Below are 24371 nucleotides of genomic sequence, written 5' to 3'. Positions count from 1 at the left end.
CCGGGATCCAGCGACGGTGGTGATTCGGGCAACGGACTGGATTGCGGGTCAAGCCCGCAATGACAGCTTTCCCCTCACCCCTTCAACCCCGCCCACCACTCCCGCGCCGTCTGCTTCAGCACCGACAGCGCTTCCGGGTCGCGCTTCCACAGCGCGGAGAAATACGACTTGGCCTGCTTGCTGGTGACGTGCGGCGGCACGGGCGGGACGTTGCCGTCCACCACCATGTCGAGCACCGTCGGGCGATCGGACGCCAGCGCCTCTTCCCACGCCAACGCCACCTGCTCGGGCCGGTCCACGCGGATGCCGCGCAGGCCCAGCATGCGCGCGTACTCGGCGTATGGGAACGCGGGCAGCAGTTGCGACGCATCGAAGCGCGGGTCGCCCGCCTGCGTACGCTGCTCGAAGGTGACCATGTTCAGGTCACCGTTGTTCAACACCATGACCGTGAGCCGCGGATCGGCCCACTGCTTCCAGCGGTCGGCGATCGTGATCAGTGCGTTGAGGCCGATCATCTGCATCGCCCCGTCGCCCAGCAGCGCAAAGACGGGCCGCTGCGGATGCGCCAGCTTGGCGGCCAGCGCATACGGCATCGCGCAGCCCATGGACGCCAGGCCGCCGGACACCGAGCCCATCATCCCGTTGCGGAACTTCAGGTCGCGCGCATACCAGGCGGCGGTGGTGCCCGAGTCGCAGCACACGACAGCGTCGTCGGGCAGCAGGCGATTGAGTTCCCAGAACACGCGTTGCGGATTGATCGGGCGCGCATCGGTCATCGCGCGCTCCTCCATCACCTTCCACCACTTGGCCACGCCCGCCTCGACCTGCTGGCGCCAGTTGCGGTCCTCCTTGGGTTGCAGCAGCGGCAGCAGCGCCTGCAGCGTGAGCTTGCTGTCGCCCACGAGGTTGACCTCCATCGGGTAGCGCAGGCCGAGGCGTCGGTTGTCGAGGTCGATCTGCACGCCGCGCGCCTGGCCTTCCTTCGGCAGGAACTCCGAGTACGGGAAGCTGGACCCCACCATCAGCAGCGTGTCGCAGCCATCCATCAGGTCCCAGCTCGGCTGCGTGCCGAGCAGGCCGACCGCGCCGGTGACGAAGGGCAGATCGTCGGAGACCGCGGCCTTGCCCAGCAGCGCCTTGGCGATGCCGGCGCCGAGGCAGTTGGCGATCTCCTGCAGCTCGGGCCCGGCATGCAACGCGCCCGCGCCGGCGAGGATCGCGATCTTCTTGCCGGCGTTGAGGATGTCGGCCGCCTTCTGCAGCGAGGCCTTGTCGGGCACGCTGCGTTCGGCCGTGATGCCGATGCCGCTGTGCACGGTGCCGTGTTCGCGCGGCGGCGACTCCACGGCGTCTTCCTCCTGCAGGTCGTGGGGCACGATCACGCAGGTGACGGTGCGCTGGTCGCGAGCGATGCGGAACGCGCGGTCGACCAGGTGGCGCACCTGGCCGGGCACGGTGGCCAGCTGCACGTACTCGTGCGCCACGTCCTTGAACAGCGACGCCAGGTCCACCTCCTGCTGGTAGTCGCCGCCCAGCGCGGTGCGCGCCTGCTGACCGACGATGGCCACCACCGGCTGGTGGTCCGCCTTCGCGTCGTACAGGCCATTGAGCAGGTGGATCGCGCCGGGCCCCGAGGTGGCCATGCACACGCCCACCTCGCCGGTGAACTTGGCATGCGCGCAGGCCATGAAGGCGGCGAGTTCCTCGTGCCGCGTCTGCACGAACTCCATCTTCCCGTCGAGGCGGCCGAACGCGCCCATCAGGCCGTTGATGCCGTCGCCGGGATAGCCGAACACGCGCCGCACGCCCCAGGCGTGCAGGCGCTCGAGGATCTGGTCGCCCACCGTTTTTGCCATCCGCGCATCTTGCGCACCGCAGCGCCGCGGTCCGTCAGTGCGGCACGAGCGGGACGGTAGGCGCGCACCGACTCGTGCTCGGCTGTGCGCAGGTTCTCCAGATGTGTCATGCCGGGCTTGACCCGGCATCCAGCAGCGGCGATCAGAACGAGGCGCGGGACTGGATTGCGGGTCAAGCCCGCAATGACACCTTCACAACCCGCACGCGCAACGACACGCTCGATGCATCGCATCCCGACATTCAGCACGGCCGCGCTGATCCCGCCGTTTTTGGCGGGGATTACGTCATTGTTCCCACCCGAATGCGGCCCCGTCCTACAGGGGTTGCGGCAGGTGTGCGGTTTACTACAGGCCAATCACCCCGACTCCTCTGAGTCCCCTCCTCCTCCGGGGTGAGCTGGTCCGGCCCTCCGTCCCGCGACTGGCATGTTGCCCCCAGGTCCAAAGCCTGGGGGCTCTTTTTTTGCCGGCCGCTTTCGTGGTCGCGCCTGGTCTCCAGGCACTCCGATTGCCAACTGGCAGGCGTGCCCACCTACGACTACGCCTGTTCCGCTTGCGGAACCTTCGCCGTGATGCGACCGATCGCGCAACGCGATGCGCCCGCGGCCTGCCCCGCCTGCACGCTGCCTGCGCCTCGTGTGTTCGACGGCGGACCGAGCCTCGTGATGCGCGACGACGGTTCGAAGCGTCGCCACGCACCGGCGGGCAGCGCCGACATCGGCAGCTATCCGCGCATGCGCCATCCCGCATCGTGTCGCTGCTGCTGACCCCATCCGCGGGGAGGCAAGGAAGGGCGCCGCGTCCGGAAGCATCGGTGCGCCGTGTGCGCCATGCGGTGCACCGGTGTAGGAGGAATTCGCCTGGTAAGGTCCCTCCTACCGCGAGCCCTGACGCGCTCGGGCACCGCAGGGCACGTGCGTGGTCTACGGTGTGTTCCATGGCGCGCGACGACTCCAGCAACCGCGATCCCGAGAACAAGCGACCGGCGAACGGCGCTCCTCGGGGTCCTGCCCGCGCGACCAACGCGTCGTGGGGACCACGCCGTGGTCGCAGCGGCTACGGCATGGAGAGCATCCGGCCGCACCTGCGCGCGCAGCTCGAGCAGCAGAAGCTGATGCGTCCGACCTTCCCGCCCGAGGTCGACGAAGAGGACTTCCAGGACAAGTGGAGCAAGTAGGCTCTTCGAGGTCCACTCAGGATGGACGCCCTGGATTCCCGCCTTCGCGGGAATGACGCCCTGCTGTGTCGTCCCCGCGAAGGCGGGGACCCAAGGCTTCCCTGACCCCGGAGCCCAAAAAAAATCCCCCGGAGCGCCTGGCGCTTCCCGGGGGTCAGCTTGGAGAGAACCTGCGGTTCCCCGTCAACACGATCAATAGTGGCGGTGATGCCCGTGCCAGTGACCATAGCCGGGCCGCACCACCACCGGTGCGCCGTAGTAGACGGCACCGGCGGGGTACACGACTGGCGGCTGGGTGTACACGACTGGCGGCACGGTGTAGACGCTCTGCGGCATGACGACCGGTGCCGGCTGCACGTAGACCGGCGCAGGCTGCGCATAGACGGGCTGCGCATACACCGGCGCGGCCATGACCGGCGCGCCGAGGTTGACGCCGATCCCCACGGACACGTGGCCGCCCGCGTGGGCGGCTTCCGCCGCACCCAGCACGGCCATGCCGACGAGGGCGACCGAGGCGATGGAACGAGCGATGGACATGATGAACTCCTGAAACTGCTTGGAGGCCGACGGCCTGCTCCTGCCTCGATTGGACGCGACCGGGGCTAAAGCCGTGTTGTCGGTCCGTCAAAACGGTTTCGGGAGGTAACCCAGCCATGCCAAATCCTTGGCAGATGCACCCCTAGAATCGGTTGACTATGACCACCCCGAGCGCCGACAAGGACGCGGCCAAACCCAGCAATTTCCTGCGCCAGATCATCGAACGCGACCTGGAGCAAGGCACCTACGCGCAACGGAAGTGGTCCGGCCACCCCGGTGACGCGGCCACACAACACGCGGGCGTGCCGGACCCCGCGAAGATCCGCACGCGCTTCCCGCCCGAGCCCAACGGCTACCTGCACGTGGGCCACGCCAAGAGCATCTGCCTGAACTTCGGCCTGGCGCGCGACTACGGCGGCGTGTGCCACATGCGCTTCGACGACACCAATCCCGAGAAGGAGGAGATGGAGTACGTCGACGGCATCCTCGATGCGGTCAAGTGGCTCGGGTTCAGCTGGGACGCCAACGGCACCAGCCACCTGTACCAGGCCAGCGACTACTTCGACTTCATGTACCGGGCCGCCGAGTACCTGATCGAGGCCGGCCTGGCGTACGTCGACGAACAGACGCCCGAGGAGATGCGCGCCAACCGCGGCGACTTCTCGCGGCCCGGCGTGGACAGCCCGTACCGCAGCCGGTCGATCGACGACAACCTGCAGCGCTTCCGCGAGATGCGCGACGGCAAGCTGCCCGATGGGGCCGCGGTGCTGCGGGCCAAGATCGACATGGCCAGCCCCAACATCAACCTGCGCGACCCGGCGCTGTACCGCATCAAGCATGCGGAGCACCACAACACGGGCGGCAAGTGGTGCATCTACCCGATGTACACGTACGCGCACCCGATCGAGGACGCGCTGGAGAACATCACCCACAGCTTCTGCACGCTGGAGTTCGAGGACCAGCGGCCGTTCTACGACTGGCTGCTCGATCGCCTGGCCGAAGGCGGCCTGGTCAATGCGCCGCACCCGCGCCAGTACGAGTTCGCGCGCCTGAACCTCACGTACGTGATCACCAGCAAGCGCAAACTGAAGCAGCTGGTGGACCAGAAGCACGTGAGCGGCTGGGACGACCCGCGCATGCCCACCATCGTGGGCCTGCGCCGCCGCGGCTTCACGCCCGAGAGCCTGCAGCTGTTCGCCGAGCGCATCGGCGTGACCAAGAGCGATTCCTGGATCGACTACTCGTCGCTGGAAGCGGCGCTGCGCGACGACCTGGATCCGAAGGCGGCGCGTGCGATGGCGGTGCTGGACCCGGTGAAGCTGGTGATCGAGAACTGGGGCGAGGTGATGGGTGGGGACGACGTGCTCGATCCGTGCTCGGCGCCTGTGCACCCGCACGACGAGAGCCGCGGCCGCCGCACGTTCAACTTCGGCCGCGAGCTGTGGATCGAGCGCACCGATTACGAAGAGACGCCGCCCAAGGGCTTCTTCCGTTTGTTCCCGGGGAACAAGGTGCGGATGAAGTACGGGCACGTGATCGAGTGCGTCGGGGCGGACAAGGACGCGGACGGCAACGTCACGCAGGTGCGCGCGAAGGTCGTGCCGGATACGAAGAGCGGGACGCCGGGGGCGGACAAGGTGAAGGTCAAAGGGAACATCACCTGGGTGGGTGTGGCCGATGGGATCGCTGCGGAAGTGCGGCTGTATGACCGGTTGTTCTCGGTGCCGCAGCCGGATACGGGAGAGAAGGACTTTCTCGAGGAGCTGAATCCGGAGTCGCTCAAGGTCGTGACTGCGTACCTGGAACCTTCGCTGAAATCAGCGAAGCCGGATGAGAAGTTCCAGTTCGAGAGGCACGGGTACTTCGTGGCGGATCGTGTCGATCACCTGAAAGGCGGATCGGGGAAGTCCGTGTTCAACAGGGTGACGGGGTTGAAAGACAGTTGGGGGAGATGAGCATGCCAAGTACATCGACTTACTCAACGTTGCTGTCAAATAAGCGTGAACGGACATCGACGCTCGCGGCGCGCTCGATTGCTGTCGAAGCCGAAAGCGATCGTGGTCGGCTCATCTTCTCGGCCCCGTTTCGACGCCTGCAGCAGAAGGCACAGGTTTTCAGCCTAGAACCTAACGCAGCTGTTCGAAGTCGCTTGACGCACTCGATCGAGGTATCACAGATCGGGCGGTTTATCGCCGACCTGGTAGTCGAAAGACTAACTGCCGATGTTCAAGCCGCTGTGGACACGCTCCAAGCGCGGGCACTTGTGACGTTCGTAGAGGTTGCATGCTTAATGCATGACCTAGGCAATCCACCGTTTGGCCATTTCGGCGAGGCTGCAATTGCCGATTGGTTCCGCACCCGAGGACCAGAAGTTCTGCGCTCCGTCCTTAGTGGCGCCAACTTGTCGGTGCCCGACCCGGACGTTGAGAGTGCGCTTGCCGACTTCGTTGAGTTCGACGGCAATTGCCAAGGCCTACGGATCGCAGCTCTCCTTCAATGGAATGACGATCCTTATGGTCTGAATCTTACGTACACCAGTCTTGCCTCATATCTGAAGTATCTCCGAGCACCGAACTTTCAGATCGACCATCCGGACAAGAGACGCCCTTTCAGGAAGAAGGCAGGCTTCTTCTCCACAGAGGCTGCGCTCGTTCAGAAGATTTGGACTCACTTTGGGATAGACCCTGGCGCACCTAGACGATTCCCCCTCGCCTACATCATGGAGGCCGCCGACGACATTGCCTATTGCATAAGTGACTTAGAAGACTCGATCGAGAAGGGCCTATTAACATCTCTCAAAGTATTCCAAGATCTCGCCGCGCAGTGGAACAGCATTGGCTCGCCATTTGCTGGCACTACGCTGGCCGGGCAGCTTTCGCAGATCTTGGCTAAAGCAGCAGATCCCTCTGCTCCAGATATTTCGCGGTTCACGATTTTCCGCACGAGCCTCTCGCGCGTCCTATGTGTAGCGGCGAGTGATGAGTATGTGTCGAAGCATGAAGAAATCCTTACTGGACGGCCTTCAGGTCTCATCGCTCGAGGCACTCCAGGCGGAGAGATGCTCGAGATGCTTAAAGCCTACTGCCGCGAACACGTCTATCACGCCGCTAGCATAGAAAGGAAGGAACTCGCCGGGCTTGCTGCTGTGCGAGGCCTTCTCGACCACTTCGCATGTCTGCTGAAATGCTCCGATAGCCGCTTCGAGGCGACCCTCGATGGTCAAGACAAAGATCCCTCGGGAAGGTCCCTACTAGTTGAGCGAAAACTGCTGAGCATTTTTCCAGAGCGTTACAAACTCGCCTATCAACATGCCAGTTCCTCGCATACGGGAAATTCCGCGACGGCAGCACTTGCGCGCTGGAACCTGCGCGCTCACCTAGTGACAGATTTCATCAGCGGGATGACTGATGACTTCGCTTTGTGGAGTTTCCAGATGCTTTCTGGGATAAGGACCGGCTGATGTTCGCGCTGGACGAAAAGCATCCGTATTGGCACGTGCGCTCCGTAATCGGCCGCCTGGAGAGCGTTGCGAGCTTATTTCTGAGCTTCTACGTCTATCGACCGCAGAGCTTGGTCGATCAACGACGCACGATTGAAGTAAGCCGGAACGACTTCCTGAACGCCTCCTTTGTAACCGGGCTCTTCCGTCAATGCAGGGACCAAGAAGAGATCGCCTTCCATTCGATCGTGATCGACATGAGTGGTCGGACACTCCACCTCCCATTAGTGGACATGGCTACTACTCGCGTGGAAGCGTTAGTCGACGTGAACGCGTTTTTGCAAGACTCACAGTTCAGTGGGTTTGTTTGGTTTGAGAGCGGCAGATCTTTCCACGGGTATGCTTCTGAACTAGTAGATGGACGCGGCTGGCAGATCGCCATGGGCAAGATGCTGCTTTGCAATCCAAGAAGTGGGGAGGCGATTGTGGACCCGCGGTGGATCGGCCATCGGATAATTGCAGGGTATGCCGCACTCAGATGGTCTTGCAACACCAAGCAATATTTATCGATGCCAAGCCGTCTACAACCAAGCTTTGCAAGCCGCACTCCACGTCTGTTAGCAGGCTCCTGATATCAAACCGACTTCACATCCGTTTGATCAAGCCTCCAGCTGACTCTTTCACGGCGAGGGTTTCACCGTTCCGCGCCAACTGTGCAGCTGGCAGGTACTGAGCAAATCAAAGCCGCCGTGCGTCCGCAGCGTGCTCAGCCTTCCTGCACGGAGGCGGTCACCTCCGCCCGCCGCGCCTCAATCCTGCGACTCAGCCTGGTCAGTTCCATCCCGCACGCCAGCACCTTGGCGTGCATGTCGCGCCGCTCCTCGTCGATTAGCGTGCGCCGCATGATCACTTCTATTGCGCCTTCCAGACTTTCTGCTTGCAGCACCTTCGCGGTCGCGTCCTTGACCTCCTGGTGCTCCGTGGTCGCGTGCTCCACATCTGGTACTGGTCGCCGGTAACCGCGGCGAACGCCAGGTAGACGATCTCTTCCTCCACCGTCGACTGCAAAGTCAGTTCGCTGCAGACCGGCGGGCCGCCACGACAATGTCCCCATGCCTTCCCCCTCGCCGAGCGCGTTCTCCACCCTTCCCCTTGCTGCCGCCACCCTCGCGAATCTCCAGCGCCTCGGCTACACCGAGATGACCGCCATCCAGGCGGCCGCGCTGCCGCCTGCGCTGCTGGGCAAAGACCTGATCGCGCAGGCCAAGACCGGCAGCGGCAAGACCGCCGCCTTCGCGCTCACGCTGCTGGCAAACCTCAACCCCCGCCGCTTCGCCGTGCAGTCACTGGTGCTGTGTCCCACGCGCGAGCTGGCCGACCAGGTGACGGCCGAAGTGCGGCGCCTCGCGGCCGCCGAGGACAACATCAAGGTGGTGACGCTCACCGGCGGCGTGCCGCTGCGCGGGCAGCTGGCGACGCTGGAGCACGGGGCGCACATCGTGGTGGGCACGCCCGGCCGCGTGCTGGACCACCTCGATCGCGGCAGCCTGCAGCTGGACGCGCTCAACACGCTGGTGCTGGACGAGGCCGATCGCATGCTGGACATGGGCTTCGTCGACGACATCGCCAAGGTCGCGAAGCAGTGCCCCCCGCAGCGCCAGACGCTGCTGTTCTCGGCCACCTACCCGGAAGGCATCGCGCAGCTGGCCGCGCGCTTCCTGCGCGAGCCGGTCACGGTGAAGGTGGACGCACAGCACGCCGGCGGCGTGATCGAGCAGCGCTGGTACGAAGTCGCCGACCGGGACCGCGTCGACGCCGTCGGCCGGCTGCTGGACCATTTCCGGCCCGCCACCACACTCGCCTTCTGCAACACCAGGCTGCGCGTGCGCGAGGTGGCGGCGTGGCTGCAGTCGCGCGGGATCCAGGCGCTGGCGCTGCACGGCGACCTGGAGCAGCGCGATCGCGACCAGGTGCTGGTGCGCTTCGCGAACCGCAGCTGCTCGGTGCTGGTGGCCACCGACGTCGCCGCCCGGGGGCTGGACATCGCCAGCCTGGCCTGCGTGCTGAACGTCGACGTCACGCCCGACCCCGAGGTGCACATCCACCGCATCGGCCGCACGGGCCGCGCCGGGGAGAGCGGTCTGGCGCTCAACCTCGCCAGCATGGACGAGATGGGCGCGGTGGGCCGGATCGAACAGCTGCAAGGCCAGGAGAGCGTGTGGCACCCGCTGGGCGAACTCACGCCCGCCGATGGCGGCCCGTTGGTGCCGCCGATGACCACGCTGCACCTGCAGGGCGGCCGCAAGGAAAAGATCCGCCCCGGCGACGTGCTGGGTGCGCTGACCAAGGACCTGGGCTACACGCGCGAGCAGGTCGGCAAGATCGACGTCAACGAGTTCTCGACGTATGTGGCCGTCGAGCGCAGCATCGCGCAGCAGGTGGCGGCGCGGCTGAATGCGGGGAAGGTGAAGGGGAAGAGCGTGAAGGTGCGGGTGCTGGACGACGCTGTGGATTGATGTGGAGCTAAAGGCTCCTTGCGCCTGCCGGTGACTTTCGCCTGACGTAGGCCTGCAGGTGGGCGCTGCCCTCTGCGGCGGGGACATCCTTCACTTCCAGGTACGGCTGCTTGCGCATCAATTCCCCGAGTTTCTTCACGCCATAGTTGCGCGGATCGAAGGAAGGCTGATTCCGGGTCAACTGGGCACCAATCGCTCCCAGGTGAGCCCAACCGTCCTCACGTGCAGTCGCGTCGAGTGCCGCGAAGACGAGAGGCTGGAAATCGGGCACTGCGACGTCCCTGACCTTCTCGGGCTCGTTGCGCAGCACTTCCACGTAGATGAACTTGTCGCACGCAGCGATGAAGGCTTTCGGCGTCTTCTCCTCGCCGAAGCCGTAGACCGTCAGCCCCGCTTCGCGAATCCGCGTCGCGAGCCGCGTGAAGTCGCTGTCCGAAGACACGAGACAGAATCCGTCCAGGCGCTCACCGTGCAGGAGATCCATCGCGTCGATGATCATGGCCGAGTCCGTGGCGTTCTTGCCGGTGGTGTACCGGAACTGCTGCACGGGCTGGATGGCGTGCTTGTGCAGCATCTCCTTCCAGCCTTTCAGGTTGTCGGTCGTCCAATCGCCGTAGGCACGCCTGATCGTGGCGCGCCCGTAGCGGGCCACTTCTTCGAGCACGTCCTCGCAGAAACGGAAGGACGGGTTGTCCGCGTCGATCAGCACTGCCAATCGGGTCGATTCTCTTGTCGCCACGCCAGCTCCCCGCGAGACTCTCGATCTACGAATGCAGGGCCTGGTGTTCCCTGCAGTACTGGCCGCCTTTGAAGCGCCTCTCGTTGTTCCAGCAGAACTTGCCTTCTGGGTAGCTGATCTTCGCGTTGCAGTGCAGGCAGATCAGTTTCTTCTTGCCAGCCTCGATATCGCTCCCCGCACTCGGCGCCGACGTTGCGATCGGCTTGATCTCGGGCGTCCGCTTCGGCTGCATGAACTCGGGCAGGTCCAGGAGAGGCGCTGGGCGGTGCTGTCGCATCAGCTTCTCACCCCATTCCTTGATCGTGTCGAACGATCGCAGGTTCGCGATGGCGACGAGGATCTTCGCCCCGCCAGCGGCGCGTTCCACGAACTGCTCCCGCCAACTCGGGAACTGGTCTGACTTGATCACGTTGCGGGTGTCGAACTCCTTCGACGCCGGCCTGTCGATGATCGCCTTGGGATGGAACATCACGACGTGGTGGCATTGCAAGCCGCCTCCGGTCCTGCTGTCGATTTCCAGGCGTTCGAGCAGCCGGCGCAGCACTCGCTCATGCCGATGACTCTGCTCGATGGGCGACGGCACGCCGAAGCGCTCGCCGTCATAGTCGACAGTGAACTCGCCGTGGGCATTGATGCTCACGTTGCCCGAGTAGTTCTTGGTCTCGATCAGGTAGATGCCGAGGACCGGCTGATCACGAGGTGATCGATCTGCGCAACGTCGCCGTCGATGACGAATCGCAGATCGTGCAGTACGACGTGGTTCTCGGAATCCTTGAAGTACTGATCCAGGTAGTACGCGGAGTCTCGCTCTCCCTGGATGCCCTTGCGAAGGCGACTCAGCTCCTCACGCAGCCACTGCTTCTGCCTGGCGTCCAGCACGGCGGAACGTTGAAGGTCTTCCAAGAGCGACAGGCGCTTGCCTTTGTCGTCTGCCTTTTTGATCAACATGGCGACTCCTCCCTGGCACAAGATTGTGCCAAGGGCCGGAGTTCAGAAGTACACGGGGAGCTTCTCGCCTTGATCTTTTGGCACGCCAATGTGGTCTGGATGCCCTCATCTCCACCTTGCAACCTGAATCGCCCGCGCCACCGCCGCCGCCAACAACTCATGCCCCCGCGGCGACGGATGGAACCGGTCCGAATACAGCCACGTCTTCCACCAGCCAGCGACCAGCCCCGCCGGAGGCGTCGCATCGAGTGCGGCATCCGTGCACGCCGGGAAGTCCGCATTCAGCGGACACGCCGCCTCGCTCGCATTGGTCAACCCGAACGCGCTTGGCGTCGTGTTCTGCGCGGTGAAGTCGCTGAAGAAATCCACCACCACCACGCGTGAATCCCCCGCGGCCAGCTTCGCCAGCTCGCTGTTGAACGTCACGATCCAGCTGCGCACCTGCGTTTCGAAGTCGGCGGCCGCAGCGGCGCCGTGGTCGGTCGCGATGCCGGAGGTGGTCCCCTTCCTGAACCGCGGCGTGAGCGTGATGTCGAGCACGTTGACCACGGCCACCCGCGTGGCGCCCTTGTCCAGCGTGTTCGCCTTCAGCGCGTTCCACCAGGTCTGCGCCAGCTGCTGCATGTAGAGGTTGGCCGCGACGCTGCCGCCGTTGGGCTGCGCCAGGGCCTGCGTGATCGCCGAGCCACTCAGCTGCTGTCCCAGCAACGCGAGGTACACGGCCTGGTCGGCGGCAGTTCCGTATTGCGCGCCGAGATAGGTGTCCGCCAGGCCCAGCGCGTCGTTGGCGCCGGCGTCCACGACCACCAGATCGCCGGGCTGCCATGCACCGCCATTCGCAGACGCCGCGGTCTTCAGCTGGTCCTGAACCGAGAGCGGCACTTCGTTGCCGCCCATCGTGATCGGGTTGGCGATGGACGCGCCGGCCACGGCGAAGTCGGTGCAGCCGGCGTGGGTCGTGAATGTCTTGCCTTGGTCAGCAGTGGAGAAGTAGTTGCAGAGGGCGCCGGCGCCGAGCTGCTGCGCCACGAGCTGCGGGTAGATGGGGTAGCCGGCTGCCGGATTCGACGCGCTCTGCACGGTGGCCTTGTAGCCGACGGTGCCGACGTCGGCGAGGCTGTCGCCGGCGACGATCACACGGGAGATGGGCGCTGGGCCGGACGCGACGGGCTGCGAAGCCGGCAGCGGGGCGGTCGCGCTGTCGCTGCCGCCTCCACCTCCACAGGCCGTGACGAGACAGACAGTGCTTGCGGCAATCAGGGTCCGCAACGATCGGTGGGCAGGCAGGGCAGGCATTGACGACTTCCTTTGCCGTCGATGGTCCTGGCAGGCCGGCGGAAGCCTTGTAGGCGCGGGGCGGCAGCCTGCGCGGGAATCACTCCGCGCCCTTCTCCGCCCTCTGCTTCGCCGGCCCCTGCACGCGCTGCAGGTTCAGCGCCGAGTTCACGATGCCCACGTGGCTGAACGCCTGCGGGAAGTTGCCCAGCATGCGGCCGCTCGCCGGGTCGTACTCCTCGGACAGCAGCCCCACGTCGTTGCACAGCGCCAGCAGCCGCTCGTAGAGCGCACGCGCCTCGTCGACGCGGCCCTGCAGCACCAGGTTGTCGACCAGCCAGAAGCTGCACGCCACGAACGAGCCCTCGCCCGGCGGCAGGCCATCGACGTTCGGATCGGTGATGTAGCGGCAGACCAGGCCATCCTGCATCAGGTGACGCTCGATGGCCACGACGGTGGCCACCATGCGCGGGTCGTGCGGCGGCAGGAAGCCCACCAGGGGCAGCATCAGCAACGAGGCGTCGAGGCCGCGGCCGCCCACGTGCTGCACGAAGTGGCCGCCCTCGCGGTCCACGCAGTGCTCGCAGATCCAGTCGTGCATCTCGGTGCACAGCGCACGCCACGGCTGCAGGTCGATGTCCTGCGCGCCCAGTTCCTCCACCAGGCGCACGAAGCGGTCGACGGCCACCCAGGCCATCACCTTGGAATGCGTGAAGTGGCGCGGTTCGCCGCGCACCTCCCACATGCCGTAGTCGGGCTCGCGCCAGATCCGGGCCACGTGCCGCATCAGCACCAGGCCGCGCTGCAGGCCTTCGGGGTCGGGCTTGTGGCCGACCACCGTCGCCTGGAACATCACGTCGGCCACCTCGCCGAAGATGTCCAGCTGCCGCTGGCGCGACGCCAGGTTGCCGATGCGCACGGGCCGCGCGCCGTCGTAGCCGGGCAGCCAGTCGGCCTCCCACTCGGGCAGCAGGCGCTCGCCACCCACGCCGTACATGATCTGCATGTCCACCGGCGAACCCGCGCAGGCGCGCAGCAGCCAGTCGCGCCACGCACGCGCCTCGTCGACGAAGCCGGTCTGCAGCAGCGCCAGCAGCGTGAGCGTGGAGTCGCGCAGCCAGCAGTAGCGGTAGTCCCAGTTGCGGGTGCCGCCCGGCTGCTCGGGCAGGGATGTCGTCGCGGCGGCCACGATGCCGCCGGTGCGCGAGTTGCTCAGCGCCTTCAGCGTCAGCAGCGAGCGGAGCACGACCTCGCCATACGGGCCGTTGACCTTGGCCTGCGCGATCCAGGCGCGCCAGTGCGCGGTGGTGTCCTGCAGCGCCTGGTGCACGTCGATGGCCTCGGGCACCCGTTCGTACGAGAGTCCATAGGTGAGGTCGAACGCGACCTCCTCGCCCTCGCGCACCTCGAAGTCGGCATAGCTGCGGAAGTCGCGGCCCGCGTGCGGCACCGGGCCACGCAGCACCAGCCGGTTCTCGCCGCCGGTGGCGCACACCGTGGTGCCCTGGTGCGTGACCCAGGGCACGGTGAGGCCGTAGGCCAGGCGCACCGCGAACTCGCTGCGCACTTGCACGCGACCGCGCAGGCCGCGCACCAGGCGCACGAGGTGGCGGTCGGCGGTGGTGACCGCCAGCGCGTCGACGACTTCGATGCTGCCTTCGCGAGTGTCGAAGCGCGTCTCGACGACGAGCGTGCCGTCGCGGTACTGCCGCGTGACCCTCGCGTTGGCGTCGAGCGGCGCGATGCGCCAGAAGCCGTGGTCCTCGGTGCCCAGCAACGAGCAGAAGACGGCCTCGCTGTCCACGCGCGGCCAGCAGAGCCAGTCGATCGCGCCCGTGCGGTCGACCAGCGCCACGGTCTCGCCATCGCCGAGCAGGGCGTGGTCTTCGATGCGGCTGGGCATGCCGCATCTTGCCGCGCCGCGGATGACGGCGTGTCGGACGCCGACTCGACCTTGCAGGTGACGGTCAGTACCCGACCGGTTGCAGCCCGCCGCCCACCATCCACGGCGTTCCGAAGCGGTCGATGAACATGCCGAAGCCGTCGGCCCAGAACGTCTTGCCGAACGGCATCATCACCTTGCCGCCTTCCGACAGCTTGTCGAAGATGGGCCGCGCCTCATCTGCCGTGGTGTAGTTCAGCGACACCGCGAACCCCGCCTTGGGCTGGTACATGCCGGGCGGCACGTCAGAGGCCATCAGCATGCGGCCATCCAGCACCAGGCACGCATGCATGATGCGGTCCTTCTGGCTGGCGGGGCACTGCTGGTCGGGCACCGGCGACTCGCCATAGGTCAGCAGCGTCTGCAGCTTGCCGCCCAGCGTGCGCTCGTAGAAGCGCATCGCCTCGGCGCACTGGCCGTCGAAATGGATGTAGTTGTCGAGCGTGGGCATCGCGATCTCCTGGATTGGTTCGGCGGGGCACGGCCGGCCCCGACAGCAGCACGACGAACGACCGCGCTGCGAATCGACAAGGCGGGACAACTCCCGCGGGTTTTCACCGAGCGGCGGCCGACGACACGCCCTGCAGGAACTCGGCCAGCTGCTGCCGGTACCACTTCGCGTTGCCCGTGGTGCCGTGGCCCGCGGTCTGGTCGCTCGCGGGGATCAGGTACAGCCGGCCGTTCTTCACCCGCTTCATCTCGCGTTCCATGATGCCGGTCTCGGGCGGATTGCGCTCGTCGTCGGCCGCGTTGATGGCCAGCACCTGCGCGCGGATCTTCTCGAGGTTGGGCGACGGGTTGTAGTCGGCCGACGAGCCCCACTGGTACAGCACGTCGTTGGCGTCGGCCGGGAACGGCGCCTTCATGCGGGCGTCCAGCAGCGCGTCCGCCTTCTCGTGCGTCGGCGCGGCCCGGTAGAGGCCCAGGTCGCCGCCGCTGGTGGCGAAGCCGAAGAACACCGAGGCGAAGTGCGCGCTCCTGGGCTGCTTCGTGTAGTTGCCGCCGTTCCACTCCGGGTCGCTGGTGATGGAGTCGGTAATCAGCCTGCGCAGGATCCAGTTGCGGCTGGACATCTCGGTGGGTTGGCAGGCCATGGGCACCAGCGCGTCCATCTCCCCCGGGTACTTCGTGCCCCAGATCCACGTCTGCATGCCGCCCATGCTGTTGCCGATGATGAGGCGCAGGTGCTGGATGCCCAGGCCCTCCTTCACCAGCCGGTACTGCGCATCGACCATGTCGTCGTAGTCGTACTTCGGAAAGCTCGCGCGCAGGCCGTCGGACGGCTTGGTGCTCTTGCCGTGGCCGAGGCTGTCGGGGATCACGATGAAGTACTTCGCCGCATCCAGCGGCTGGCCGGGCCCGAACAGCTCGTCGGCGAAGGCGGGCGTCAACATGCTCTGCGACGAGCCCGCCGTGCCGTGCAGCACCAGCACCGGCTCGCCCGTGGGCGCGCCGATGGTCACGTAATGCATGCGCACCTCGGGCAGCACCTGGCCGGTGTGGAATTTGAAGTCCTTGAGGACGAAGTCGCCCTCCCTGGGGCTGGGATAGTTCTGCGCGAACGCGGAGAACGAGAAGGCGAAGGCCAGGCAAGCGAGGAGCAGGCGCCACGGCGCCGCAGTGCGAACGGAAGAACGCTGCATCGAGGTTGTCTCCGGTGTTGTTCGTTGGCATGCGCACGCTAGCGGAGGCACGGAGACCGCGCAACGCGGGAGGAACCCGGAGAACGCGACAGGAGGGAGATCGGAACGTACGCACGTTCGGGCGCCTTGAGTCCCCGCCTCCGCGGGGACGACACAGGTTTTTGTCATTCCCGCGAAGGCGGGAATCCAAGGCTTCCGCCTCACCTCCGCTGCGCGTCCATCTCCTTGCGCAACCGCTCCTCCTGCTCCCGCAATTCCGGCGTGAACTCCGCACCGAAGTCCTCGGCCTCGTAGAACGGCCGGATCTCGATCTCCGAATCCGTGGGCATCGGGTTCGGGCAGCGCTTCACCCACTCGATCGCCTCCTGCAGCGAGGCGCAGTTCCAGATCCAGAAGCCCGCCACCAGCTCCTTGGTTTCCGCGAACGGCCCGTCGATCACGCGGCGGTCCTTGCCCGAAAAGCGCACGCGTGCACCCTTGGAACTCGGCTTCAGTCCGTCGCCGGACTGCATCACGCCCGCCGCGACCAGCTCCTCGTTGAACTTGCCCATGGCCGCCAGGTCGGCTTTCGTCGGCATCACGCCGGCTTCGCTGGCCGCGGTCGCCTTGACCATCACCATGAAACGCATCGCAGTCTCCTTGTCAGTCGGGCGGCCACCCGCCCTCACCTGCACGACGAACGACGCGCCCCAGTTTCGACAACCGTGCCAACGCCGAGCCACGGTCGGTCGGGCCGCACAATGCGCCATGCCTGCCGTCGTCGCCACGTCGTCCCGCCGCCGCATCGCCATGGGCGTGATGCTCGCCCTTGCCGTCTCCGGTGGGGTGATCCGCCATTACGCGCCCGCGCCCTCCACGCTACGCGACATCGGCACGCTGCTGCTGGTCATCTGGCTGCCGGCGGTCGGCAACCTCATCGCGTATGTCATCGGCAAGCTGCCGCGCCGCGAACCGCCGCCGACCGACTTCCCGGCGGGCAGCACTTTCACGCCGCAGGTGGAGGTCCGGGTGGAGACGGTGCCGCTGCCCGATGGCTGGCTAGGCGCCCTCGAACCGGACGAGCGACGCGCGGTCCTGCTGGTGAAGCGACATGGGTTCACGGTGCGGCTGGCGCAGCCGGTCGCACGCTGGCTCACGCAGGACGCATCACCGTCGCTGTGGCTGGAGCTGCTGCGGCCGGCCTCGGCGCGCAAGCAACTCACGCCCGGCACGGACCTGCATGTGCTGGTCGGCCCCACGGTGGTTGCGAAGGGAACGGTAGTGTCGATCGCAGCCGAGCCGCAGCCGCGCGCCTGAGCGCCGCGGCAGCGACGCTGCGACATCAGCCGCGATGGTCGTGCCGCTCGCGCGAATCCGCCGGCGCCTGCTTGCGATCGTCCATGCCGTAGTCGCGCACGACACCCGCCACGCGCAGCCGGTAATCCGCGAACGCGACGTCGCGCCCGAATGCCTGCGTCCCGCGGTGCTTCTCGAGATTGCGCCAGCGCGCCACGGCTTCCTCGTCGCGCCAGAAGCTCAGCGACAGCAGCTTGCCCGGCGTGGTGAGGCTCTGGAACCGCTCGACCGACACGAAACCGTCGATGCGTTCCAGCTCCGGACGCAGCGCCGCGGCGGCATCGAGGTACGCCTGCTGGCGGCCCTCGCGCGGGAGCACTTCGAAGATCACGGCAATCATGGGCTGCTGCTCCGGAGGACGGAGCACCATTGTTGCAGCCCATGCCGGGCGGATGCTTCGCCGTGGAGCGAAGCGTCCGCCCTTTCCGGCGTTCAGCAGCGCATCTCGCGGTAATGCACGCGCTGGATCGCCAGGTCTCCCTCCTCGGCCTCCGTAACGGGTTCCTGCTTGGTCTTGAGCCGGCGCTCCTCCTGCCGGATCTGCGTCTCGAGCGAGTTGCACTTGTCGCGCGTCTCGGGCGGCAGCATGGCGCGCGCCATCTTGCGGGCGCGGTCCTGCGGCGGGAGCTGGTTCTTGTCGAAGGTCTTCGTCACGCGGTGGCTGTTCACCTGGGGGCCGCCGCAGTTGACGTTGGTGTACGTGCCGCCGCACTTGTAGATCGGGGTGTCCACGGGCGCGGCGTGGGTGGGGTACTGGGCATCCTGCGCGCCGGCCGAGGTCACGGCCGCGAACAGGGTCGCGGGAAGCAACAACGAGGAGCGAAGCGAAGTCATGGTGGGCCGGTGGGAAACGATGAGCTCCATCGTGCCGCGTGGCGTCTGGCTCAGCAGCACAAAGTGCAACGTCTTTGTCCAGTTTGCGTGCGGCCGTGAACTTTGTGTCAATCGGTTGCAGGCTTGTGGCGCCGTTCCCACGCGCACGCTTCGTTCCCGGGCAAAGCGTCGCTGGCCGGGCCGGATGCACACTGCGGCCATGACCACCAACCAGATCGCCCGCATCGCCGCCCTGGTGGGCGAGCCCGCACGCACGGGCATGCTGGTGGCGCTGATGGACGGCCGCGCGCTCACCGCCAACGAACTGGCCGCGGCTGGCCGCATCACGCCCGCCACCGCCAGCAGGCACCTGGCGCTGATGGTCGAGGCCCGGCTGCTGAAGTTGGAAAGGCAGGGCCGGCACCGCTACCACCGGCTCGCCTCGGCGGAAGTGGCACGCGTGCTCGAAGGGATCATGCAGCTGGCCGCGCAGTCGACGCCGCCGTCATCGCGCATCGCCACCGGTCCGCGCGACGCCACCATGCGCCTGGCCCGCACCTGCTACGACCACCTGGCCGGGGGCCTTGCTGTGGCGATGGCGGAGAAGCTGGTGCACGAGGGCGCCGTGGTCATCGAGGACGACACGGCCGTCGTCACCGACCGCGCCGGCGCCGTGCTGGCCGGCCTGGGCCTGCGCTCCGAAGTCGTGAACGCGCAGGGCAGCGGCAAGCGGCCCGCGTGCCGCCCGTGCCTGGACTGGGGTGAGCGCCGGATGCACCTGGCTGGCCGGCTGGGCGCCCTGCTCTGCACGCACAGCCTCGAGATGGGCTGGCTGCTGCAGAAGCCCGGCACGCGCGCACTGGCGCTCACGCCCCGCGGGGCGACGGCGTTCCGCGACTGGCTGGGCTCGCAGCGCTGGCAACATCTGGCGACAGCCGATTGACAGCAACGCGCCGCACCATCGCCGCCGAGCGCCCGGTCCGTGGCGCCTCCACAGGAACCCCATCCATGCCCTTCCGCCCCTCGCGCCTTGCCGGCGCCGCCCTCCTCGCCTTCGCCGCCGTCGCCGCGCACGCCGACACCTGGCCGTCCAAGCCGATCCACTTCGTGGTGCCCTTCGGTCCCGGCGGCGCCAACGACCTGGTGGCGCGCTATGTCGCCGAGGCGGCCTCGAAGGAACTGGGCCAGCCGATCATCGTGGACAACAAGCCCGGCGCGGGCTCGGTGCTGGGCTCGGAGATCGTCGCGAAGGCGGCGCCGGACGGCTACACCTTCCTGGCCCCGGCGGCCGGCGTGATCACCAACGCGATGATCAAGAAGTCCATGCCGTACAAGGAGGATGACCTCGTGCCGGTGGCGCTGATGGCCGTCAGCCCCTCGGTGATCGTGGTGCCGCCCGATTCGCCGATCAAGGACCTGAAGGACTTCATCGCCCAGTCCAAGAAGGGCAAGGGCCTCACCTTCTCCACTGCCGGCACCGGCAGCACGCCGCACTTCGTCGCCGCGATGCTGAAGTACAAGGCTGGCGCCCAGCTGGACATCATTCCGTACAAGAGCGGCTCCGAAGGCGTGGTGGCCGTGATCGGCAAGCAGGTCGATGCGACCTCCGAAGCGAGCCCCGTGGTGCTGCCGCAGATCAAGGGCGGCAAGCTGCGCGCGATCGCCTCGACCTGGAACCGCCGCGTCGCCGCGCTGCAGGACATCCCCACCGCCGAGGAGCAGGGCTTCAAGGACGTGGTGATCGGCCACTGGGCCGGCCTGTTCGCGCCCAAGGGCACGCCGAACGAGATCCTGGAGAAGATGAACGCCGCCGTGAACAAGGCGGTGAAGTCGCCCGAGCTGCGCGCACGGCTGATCCCGCAGGGCATCGACCCGCAGGGCGGCAGCCGCGAGGACTTCCGCAAGTTCCTCGCCGCCGAGAAGGCGCGCCTGGGCCCTGTGGCCAAGGCGGCGCAGATGCAGGCGGACTGACGCTCCCGCTCAGGCCTGCGGCACGTTGAACACCTGCCGCAGGTACGCGAGGAAGGTCTCGTCCTTGCTCTGCGTCTTGCCGGGCGTGTCGGAGATCTTGGCCACGCTCTGGCCGTTGGCCGTCACCAGCTTCATCACGATGTTGATTGGCGTGTGGCCGACGTCGTTGGTGAAGTGCGTGCCGATGCCGAAGCCCGTGAGCGCGCGGTCGGCGAACGCGTCGTAGATCGCCAGCGCCTTCGGGATGTCCAGCCCGTCCGAGAACACCAGCCGCTTGGTGTGCGGGTCGATGCGCAGCTTCTCGTAGTGCGCGATCGCCTTTTCGCCCCAGGCGATGGGGTCGCCCGAGTCCTGCCGCAGGCCGTCGAACAGCTTGGCGAAGTACAGGTCGAAGTCGGCCAGGAAGGCGTCCATCGTGATCACGTCGGTGAGCGCGATGCCCAGGTCGCCGCGGTACTCCTGCACCCAGCCCTCCAGCGCGGCGCGCTGGAAGTCGCGCAGCCGCACGCCCAGCGCCTGGAACGTCTGCATGTACTCGTGGGCCATGGTGCCGATCGGCACCAGCCCGAGGTCCTTGGCCAGCAGCACGTTGGACGTGCCCTTGAAGAATTCCGGCACCTCGTCGCGCAGCGTGGCGACGACCTCCCGCTGCCACGCGCCCGAGAAGCGGCGGCGCACGCCGAAGTCGAAGATCTCCAGCGGGTGCGCGCGCGCGGGCGCGACGTCCACCGCGCGCAGCAGGTCGATCTTGGCGCGCAGGCGCTCGCGGCCGACCTCGAGCGCCTGGGCCTGGTCGACGCGGCGGAAATACAGCTCGTTGACGATCGAGAGCACGTGGATCTCGAAGTCCATCACGTGCACCTGCGGGCCCGCCGCGTGGATGCGCAGCTGCCCGCCTTCGGCCCAGGCGCGGATGAAGCGGCGCTGGAACTGGAAGAGGCGCAGGAAGTCGACGAAGTCCGACTTGATGAAGCGCAGCGCGCCCAGCCAGGCGAGCTCGTCGTCGGTGAAGCGCAGCGTGCACAGGTGGTCGAGCTGCTCGTTCACTTCGTCCAGCAGGTCGGCCAGCGGGAAGCGCGGCTCGTTGCGGCACACGAAGGCGTACTCGGCTGTCGTCTGCGGGAAGCGATGCAGCATCGCCTGCCACATCGTGAACTTGTAGAGGTCGTTGTCGAGCAGGCTGGCGATCACGGGCACGAATGCGGGCATGCGACAAGCATCGCAGCAAACCGCAGCGTCGTGGGAGCCGCACGCTTGACCCACGACTTGTCATTGCGGGCTCGACCCGCAATCCAGGCCGGTGCCTGAATCTCCGCCCTGGTGGATGCCGGGTCGGGCCCGGCATGACACCATCAGGCGATGCCCGCGCCCATCGGCTGGCCGTGCATCGGCGCTCCGCCGCCGCCCTTGCGACGGCGTTGCAGTTCGATCACCGCCGCACCGGTGCCGCCCAACGTCATCAGGGCGACTGCCAACCCGCCGATCGCAGGCAGCAGGCTCGCCAGCAGCACAAGCCCGAGTGCCAGCGCGAACCAGCCGAAGGCAGGACCGAAGCCGACCGGCTGCGGCTTGCGCAGTGCGGCCGCCAACCGGCGCGCGACGGCCAGCACGGCCACGAGGAAACCGGCGAGCAGCAGCACCGGATAGGCCAGCAGCAACAGCACGCCGAGCGGAATGCCCAGCACGGTGATGCAAAGCAGCACCGCCACGATGGGCATGGCCACCGCGACCACGACCCCCAGCGTCAGCGCACCGAGCGGGCCATCGGCCAGGCGCTCGGCGGCCTGTTCGCCATAGCGCGGCACGAGGAACAGGAACGCGGCGCCGCAGGCCAGCAGCGACAGCACGGACACCAGCCCGCCGCCGATGTGCCACGGGCCGGGCATTTCGAACGGCCGCGCGACCATGACCTGGTCCTCCCCTCGCGCGCGCCCGCGCTGGTGGACGATGCTGCCCACCACCGCGCCTTCGTCCTTGCGCAGTTCATTGCGCGCGGTGTAGCGCAGCGTGCCGCCGACGCGTGCCTCGGGGCCGAGCTCCACGGTGTCGGCCCGCACGCTGACGTCGCCGCGCACGTCGCCGTTGATGGTGACGTGGCGCGCGGACACATGCAGGTCGCCATCGACGCGTCCGTCCACCGTCACGCGCCCGCCGAACAGGCGCGCACCGCCGCCGATCACCGCCTCGGGGCCGATCGCGATCTGTCCGCCCGCGGCGAGCAGCTTGCCGCCCACGACGTCGTCGACGACCACGTCGCCCGCTGCGACATGCAGGCTGTCGCGCACCGGCGCCCTGGCTTCCACCGAACCGCCGACCAGCCACGCCTTGCCGGCGACGGGTTCGTCGAGGGCCACCTTGCCGCCGGCCGCGCCGAAGTCCCCGCGAATGGGGCCACCGGTGCGCACGTCGCCACCAGCCGCATAAACGTCACCCACGTCCAGGGCCGGGGCGGCGTGCGCCACGCCGGCGAACAGGCACAGGGCCAGCAGGAAGGCCGTGCAGGCCGGGCGCTTGGAGGCGATGGCAGGAGGCATGGTGCGGTCCTCGGTGGCGTGTCCACGTGATGCGGGCACGCGCCGCGCACGCGGCAATCCATTGTAGGTAGGCCGTTCGTATCGGCCGACTGGCAGGCGGCGCGCGTTCGTCGGTCACAGCCTGCCGCCTGTGTGACAGGCGCGCCGGGCCCGCCCGGAATGGAGTTCCCGGGCCTCATACTCTGCGGAAGAGCAACAACAACTGGCGTGCCCGCGGGCATAAAGGACGGAACTCATGGGATTCATGGATCGCCTGATGGGCAAGCCTGCCGCCAAGGCCGCTGCCAGCCAGTCGGCTGCGCGGGGCGGTCCGCGCAGCCATTCCCACCCGTCCACGCAGAGCGCGGCCAACTCGCCGCAATCGGTGCGCAAGGAACTGGTGCGCGTGGCCGTGCGCGACACGCTGCACCATAACGGCATTCCCGCCGACTGGATCCGCGTGGAGCCGCTCACGATGGCGGCGCCGAACCGCGAGCCCGGCGTGCACGTGCGCCTGGTGGTGCTGCACTGGGATGCGCGGCTGATGCTGCATGCCATCTCGCTGCAGGAGAACCTCACCAAGCGCATCATGGTGCTCGACCCGCTGTGCGAACGCTGGCTGATGGGCGTGTCGTGGCAGTTCGAACTGAAGCACGACCCCGGCCTGCCGCCCCTGCCGCACCCCGGCAGCTGGACCGCGCCGCCGCCGAAGGTGGAAGAGCCCGTCGCGCCCACGGTCGACGCAGCCTCGGTCGACCAGGGCGCCGACGTGATCAGCGGCCCCACCCGCATCGGCAAGAGCAGCAGTGACGCCAGGCGCCAGCTCGAACGCATGCTCGGCGAGCGTGATGCCGATTTCCAGAAAAGCGACCACGGCGGCTTCGAAAGAACGCAGCCGATGAAGTTCTAGCGGTCGCTAGAACAGGCTGCCGGTCTCTGGCGGCTTGGGCGGGCGCACCGTGCGCACGCTGCCAGCCTTCGGCGCCCGCGGCGGCAATGGCGAGGCTTCCGCGATCAGGGGCTTGGTCCATGGCCGGAAGTACGCCGACGCATCGCGCACCCTGCACGTGAGCCAGCTGCCGTAATCCTCCGGGTCCAGGATCACCACCATCCGCTTCTCGTCTTCCGGACGGTGGAACCGTTTCATCAGCGGATGCTCGTCCGCGTTCACCGTCAGCATCGCGAAGCTGAACACGTCGCGGCCGTCCGGATGCCGCCACTTGCGATAGATGCCGGCAACGCCGAACGGCACGAAGCCTTCCTGGTAGATCGCCCAGCGCACGCACTCGCCGGTTTCCCAGTTCGGTTCGTAGATCGCCTCGCACGGGATCACGCAGCGCCAGCCTCTGGTCCATGCCTCGCGGAAGCTGGGCAGCTCGTGCACGGTCTCGCTGCGCGCGTTGTAGGTGCGGCGGCCGAAGCCGATCTCGGTGGCGAAGTGCGGCAGCAGGCCGAAGATGCCGTCGTCCACCACGCGCTCGAAGCCGGAGCCGTCCTCGGCAAGGCGGATGAAGGGCGCCAGGCCCAGCGGCCAGGTGTCCACCGGCGCGTCGTCGCGGTCGCGCACCGCGCCGAAGAAGGTGAGCAGGCGGTCGCGCCGGCTCACCGGCACGTAGTTCGAACACATGCGCCGATGCTAACTGCGGCGCTTGCGTACACCCTGCTGT

26 protein-coding genes are annotated in these 24371 nt (G+C 67.1%); 10 read left to right on the top strand and 16 right to left on the bottom strand.

From position 1 onward, the window contains the following. Positions 1–74 precede the first annotated feature (74 nt). Positions 75–1856, bottom strand: a complete 1782-nt coding sequence (locus tag ACPWT1_RS13100; protein ID WP_427911616.1) for a thiamine pyrophosphate-requiring protein — start codon at positions 1854–1856, stop codon at positions 75–77. A gap of 524 nt (positions 1857–2380) precedes the next feature. On the opposite strand from ACPWT1_RS13100, the gene ACPWT1_RS13095 reads away from it, so the two are divergent. Beyond that, positions 2381–2623, top strand: a complete 243-nt coding sequence (locus tag ACPWT1_RS13095; RefSeq protein ID WP_427911615.1) for an FmdB family zinc ribbon protein — start codon at positions 2381–2383, stop codon at positions 2621–2623. Between the two features lie 170 nt (positions 2624–2793). Further along, positions 2794–3033, top strand: coding sequence for a hypothetical protein (locus ACPWT1_RS13090; protein ID WP_427911614.1), 240 nt, complete (start codon positions 2794–2796; stop codon positions 3031–3033). Between the two features lie 192 nt (positions 3034–3225). Here ACPWT1_RS13090 and ACPWT1_RS13085 read toward each other — a convergent pair whose 3' ends face one another. Then, positions 3226–3570 (bottom strand): hypothetical protein, encoded by a 345-nt coding sequence (locus ACPWT1_RS13085; RefSeq protein ID WP_427911613.1) that lies wholly within the window; start codon positions 3568–3570, stop codon positions 3226–3228. Positions 3571–3728: 158 nt separating this feature from the next. On the opposite strand from ACPWT1_RS13085, the gene ACPWT1_RS13080 reads away from it, so the two are divergent. The 3 genes from ACPWT1_RS13080 to ACPWT1_RS13070 are packed head-to-tail and all read left to right on the top strand — an operon-like array spanning position 3729 to position 7641. Further along, positions 3729–5525, top strand: coding sequence for a glutamine--tRNA ligase/YqeY domain fusion protein (locus tag ACPWT1_RS13080; RefSeq protein ID WP_427911612.1), 1797 nt, complete (start codon positions 3729–3731; stop codon positions 5523–5525). Between the two features lie 2 nt (positions 5526–5527). Next, on the top strand, positions 5528–7030 hold the full coding sequence (gene dgt / locus ACPWT1_RS13075; RefSeq protein ID WP_427911611.1) for a dGTPase: 1503 nt from the start codon (positions 5528–5530) through the stop codon (positions 7028–7030). Then, positions 7030–7641 carry a hypothetical protein gene (locus ACPWT1_RS13070; protein ID WP_427911610.1) on the top strand — a complete coding sequence of 204 codons (612 nt, stop codon included), beginning with the start codon at positions 7030–7032 and terminating at the stop codon, positions 7639–7641. The genes dgt and ACPWT1_RS13070 overlap by 1 nt, the downstream gene beginning before the upstream one ends. Before the next feature lie 134 nt (positions 7642–7775). On the opposite strand, the gene ACPWT1_RS13065 is transcribed toward ACPWT1_RS13070, so the two are convergent. After that, positions 7776–8006, bottom strand: a complete 231-nt coding sequence (locus tag ACPWT1_RS13065) for a hypothetical protein (RefSeq protein ID WP_427911609.1) — start codon at positions 8004–8006, stop codon at positions 7776–7778. A gap of 115 nt (positions 8007–8121) precedes the next feature. On the opposite strand from ACPWT1_RS13065, the gene dbpA reads away from it, so the two are divergent. Next, positions 8122–9525, top strand: coding sequence for an ATP-dependent RNA helicase DbpA (dbpA, locus tag ACPWT1_RS13060; RefSeq protein ID WP_427911608.1), 1404 nt, complete (start codon positions 8122–8124; stop codon positions 9523–9525). Between the two features lie 7 nt (positions 9526–9532). Here dbpA and ACPWT1_RS13055 read toward each other — a convergent pair whose 3' ends face one another. The 8 genes from ACPWT1_RS13055 to ACPWT1_RS13020 all read right to left on the bottom strand — a co-directional run bounded on the left by ACPWT1_RS13055 (position 9533) and on the right by ACPWT1_RS13020 (position 16701). Continuing rightward, positions 9533–10234 (bottom strand): NYN domain-containing protein, encoded by a 702-nt coding sequence (locus ACPWT1_RS13055; RefSeq protein WP_427915555.1) that lies wholly within the window; start codon positions 10232–10234, stop codon positions 9533–9535. A gap of 55 nt (positions 10235–10289) precedes the next feature. Next, the gene (locus ACPWT1_RS13050; RefSeq protein ID WP_427911607.1) at positions 10290–10904 is read right to left on the bottom strand and encodes a hypothetical protein; all 615 of its coding nucleotides are present in this window, start codon (positions 10902–10904) and stop codon (positions 10290–10292) included. Positions 10905–10930: 26 nt separating this feature from the next. After that, complete coding sequence (locus ACPWT1_RS13045) at positions 10931–11212, bottom strand: nuclease-related domain-containing protein (protein ID WP_427911606.1); 282 nt, start codon at positions 11210–11212, stop codon at positions 10931–10933. 105 nt (positions 11213–11317) lie between these two features. Beyond that, positions 11318–12349, bottom strand: a complete 1032-nt coding sequence (locus ACPWT1_RS13040; protein WP_427911605.1) for an SGNH/GDSL hydrolase family protein — start codon at positions 12347–12349, stop codon at positions 11318–11320. 238 nt (positions 12350–12587) lie between these two features. After that, positions 12588–14390, bottom strand: a complete 1803-nt coding sequence (locus ACPWT1_RS13035; protein ID WP_427911604.1) for a glycoside hydrolase family 15 protein — start codon at positions 14388–14390, stop codon at positions 12588–12590. Between the two features lie 64 nt (positions 14391–14454). After that, positions 14455–14880, bottom strand: coding sequence for a VOC family protein (locus ACPWT1_RS13030; RefSeq protein ID WP_427911603.1), 426 nt, complete (start codon positions 14878–14880; stop codon positions 14455–14457). Between the two features lie 103 nt (positions 14881–14983). Then, positions 14984–16072 carry an alpha/beta fold hydrolase gene (locus tag ACPWT1_RS13025; RefSeq protein WP_427911602.1) on the bottom strand — a complete coding sequence of 363 codons (1089 nt, stop codon included), beginning with the start codon at positions 16070–16072 and terminating at the stop codon, positions 14984–14986. Positions 16073–16272: 200 nt separating this feature from the next. Next, positions 16273–16701 carry a YciI family protein gene (locus ACPWT1_RS13020; RefSeq protein ID WP_427911601.1) on the bottom strand — a complete coding sequence of 143 codons (429 nt, stop codon included), beginning with the start codon at positions 16699–16701 and terminating at the stop codon, positions 16273–16275. Positions 16702–16819: 118 nt separating this feature from the next. Here ACPWT1_RS13020 and ACPWT1_RS13015 point away from each other — a divergent pair, with 118 nt between their 5' ends. Next, on the top strand, positions 16820–17368 hold the full coding sequence (locus tag ACPWT1_RS13015) for a hypothetical protein (RefSeq protein ID WP_427911600.1): 549 nt from the start codon (positions 16820–16822) through the stop codon (positions 17366–17368). 25 nt (positions 17369–17393) lie between these two features. Here the strand turns inward: ACPWT1_RS13015 and ACPWT1_RS13010 are convergent, their stop codons facing one another. Together ACPWT1_RS13010 and ACPWT1_RS13005 are read right to left on the bottom strand one after the other, a co-directional pair. Then, complete coding sequence (locus ACPWT1_RS13010; RefSeq protein ID WP_427911599.1) at positions 17394–17747, bottom strand: antibiotic biosynthesis monooxygenase family protein; 354 nt, start codon at positions 17745–17747, stop codon at positions 17394–17396. A gap of 92 nt (positions 17748–17839) precedes the next feature. After that, entirely contained in the window at positions 17840–18241 is a 402-nt protein-coding gene (locus tag ACPWT1_RS13005) for a hypothetical protein (protein WP_427911598.1), read from the bottom strand. A gap of 199 nt (positions 18242–18440) precedes the next feature. Between ACPWT1_RS13005 and ACPWT1_RS13000 the strand changes: the two genes are divergently transcribed. After that, positions 18441–19163, top strand: coding sequence for an ArsR/SmtB family transcription factor (locus ACPWT1_RS13000; protein ID WP_427911597.1), 723 nt, complete (start codon positions 18441–18443; stop codon positions 19161–19163). 65 nt (positions 19164–19228) lie between these two features. Further along, entirely contained in the window at positions 19229–20191 is a 963-nt protein-coding gene (locus ACPWT1_RS12995; protein ID WP_427911596.1) for a tripartite tricarboxylate transporter substrate binding protein, read from the top strand. 9 nt (positions 20192–20200) lie between these two features. On the opposite strand, the gene pncB is transcribed toward ACPWT1_RS12995, so the two are convergent. Then, positions 20201–21400 carry a nicotinate phosphoribosyltransferase gene (pncB, locus tag ACPWT1_RS12990; protein WP_427911595.1) on the bottom strand — a complete coding sequence of 400 codons (1200 nt, stop codon included), beginning with the start codon at positions 21398–21400 and terminating at the stop codon, positions 20201–20203. A 143-nt stretch (positions 21401–21543) separates the two neighbouring features. Next, positions 21544–22725 (bottom strand): bactofilin family protein, encoded by a 1182-nt coding sequence (locus ACPWT1_RS12985; protein WP_427911594.1) that lies wholly within the window; start codon positions 22723–22725, stop codon positions 21544–21546. Between the two features lie 235 nt (positions 22726–22960). On the opposite strand from ACPWT1_RS12985, the gene ACPWT1_RS12980 reads away from it, so the two are divergent. After that, positions 22961–23614: a hypothetical protein gene (locus ACPWT1_RS12980; protein ID WP_427911593.1), complete on the top strand. Its 654-nt coding sequence runs from the start codon at positions 22961–22963 to the stop codon at positions 23612–23614. 6 nt (positions 23615–23620) lie between these two features. On the opposite strand, the gene ACPWT1_RS12975 is transcribed toward ACPWT1_RS12980, so the two are convergent. After that, on the bottom strand, positions 23621–24331 hold the full coding sequence (locus ACPWT1_RS12975; RefSeq protein WP_427911592.1) for an SOS response-associated peptidase: 711 nt from the start codon (positions 24329–24331) through the stop codon (positions 23621–23623). Positions 24332–24371: the final 40 nt, after the last annotated feature.

This window comes from Ramlibacter sp. MMS24-I3-19 (genome assembly GCF_050320135.1).
Lineage (GTDB): Bacteria > Pseudomonadota > Gammaproteobacteria > Burkholderiales > Burkholderiaceae_C > Ramlibacter.
This window is presented reverse-complemented; position numbering and strand designations above follow the sequence as displayed.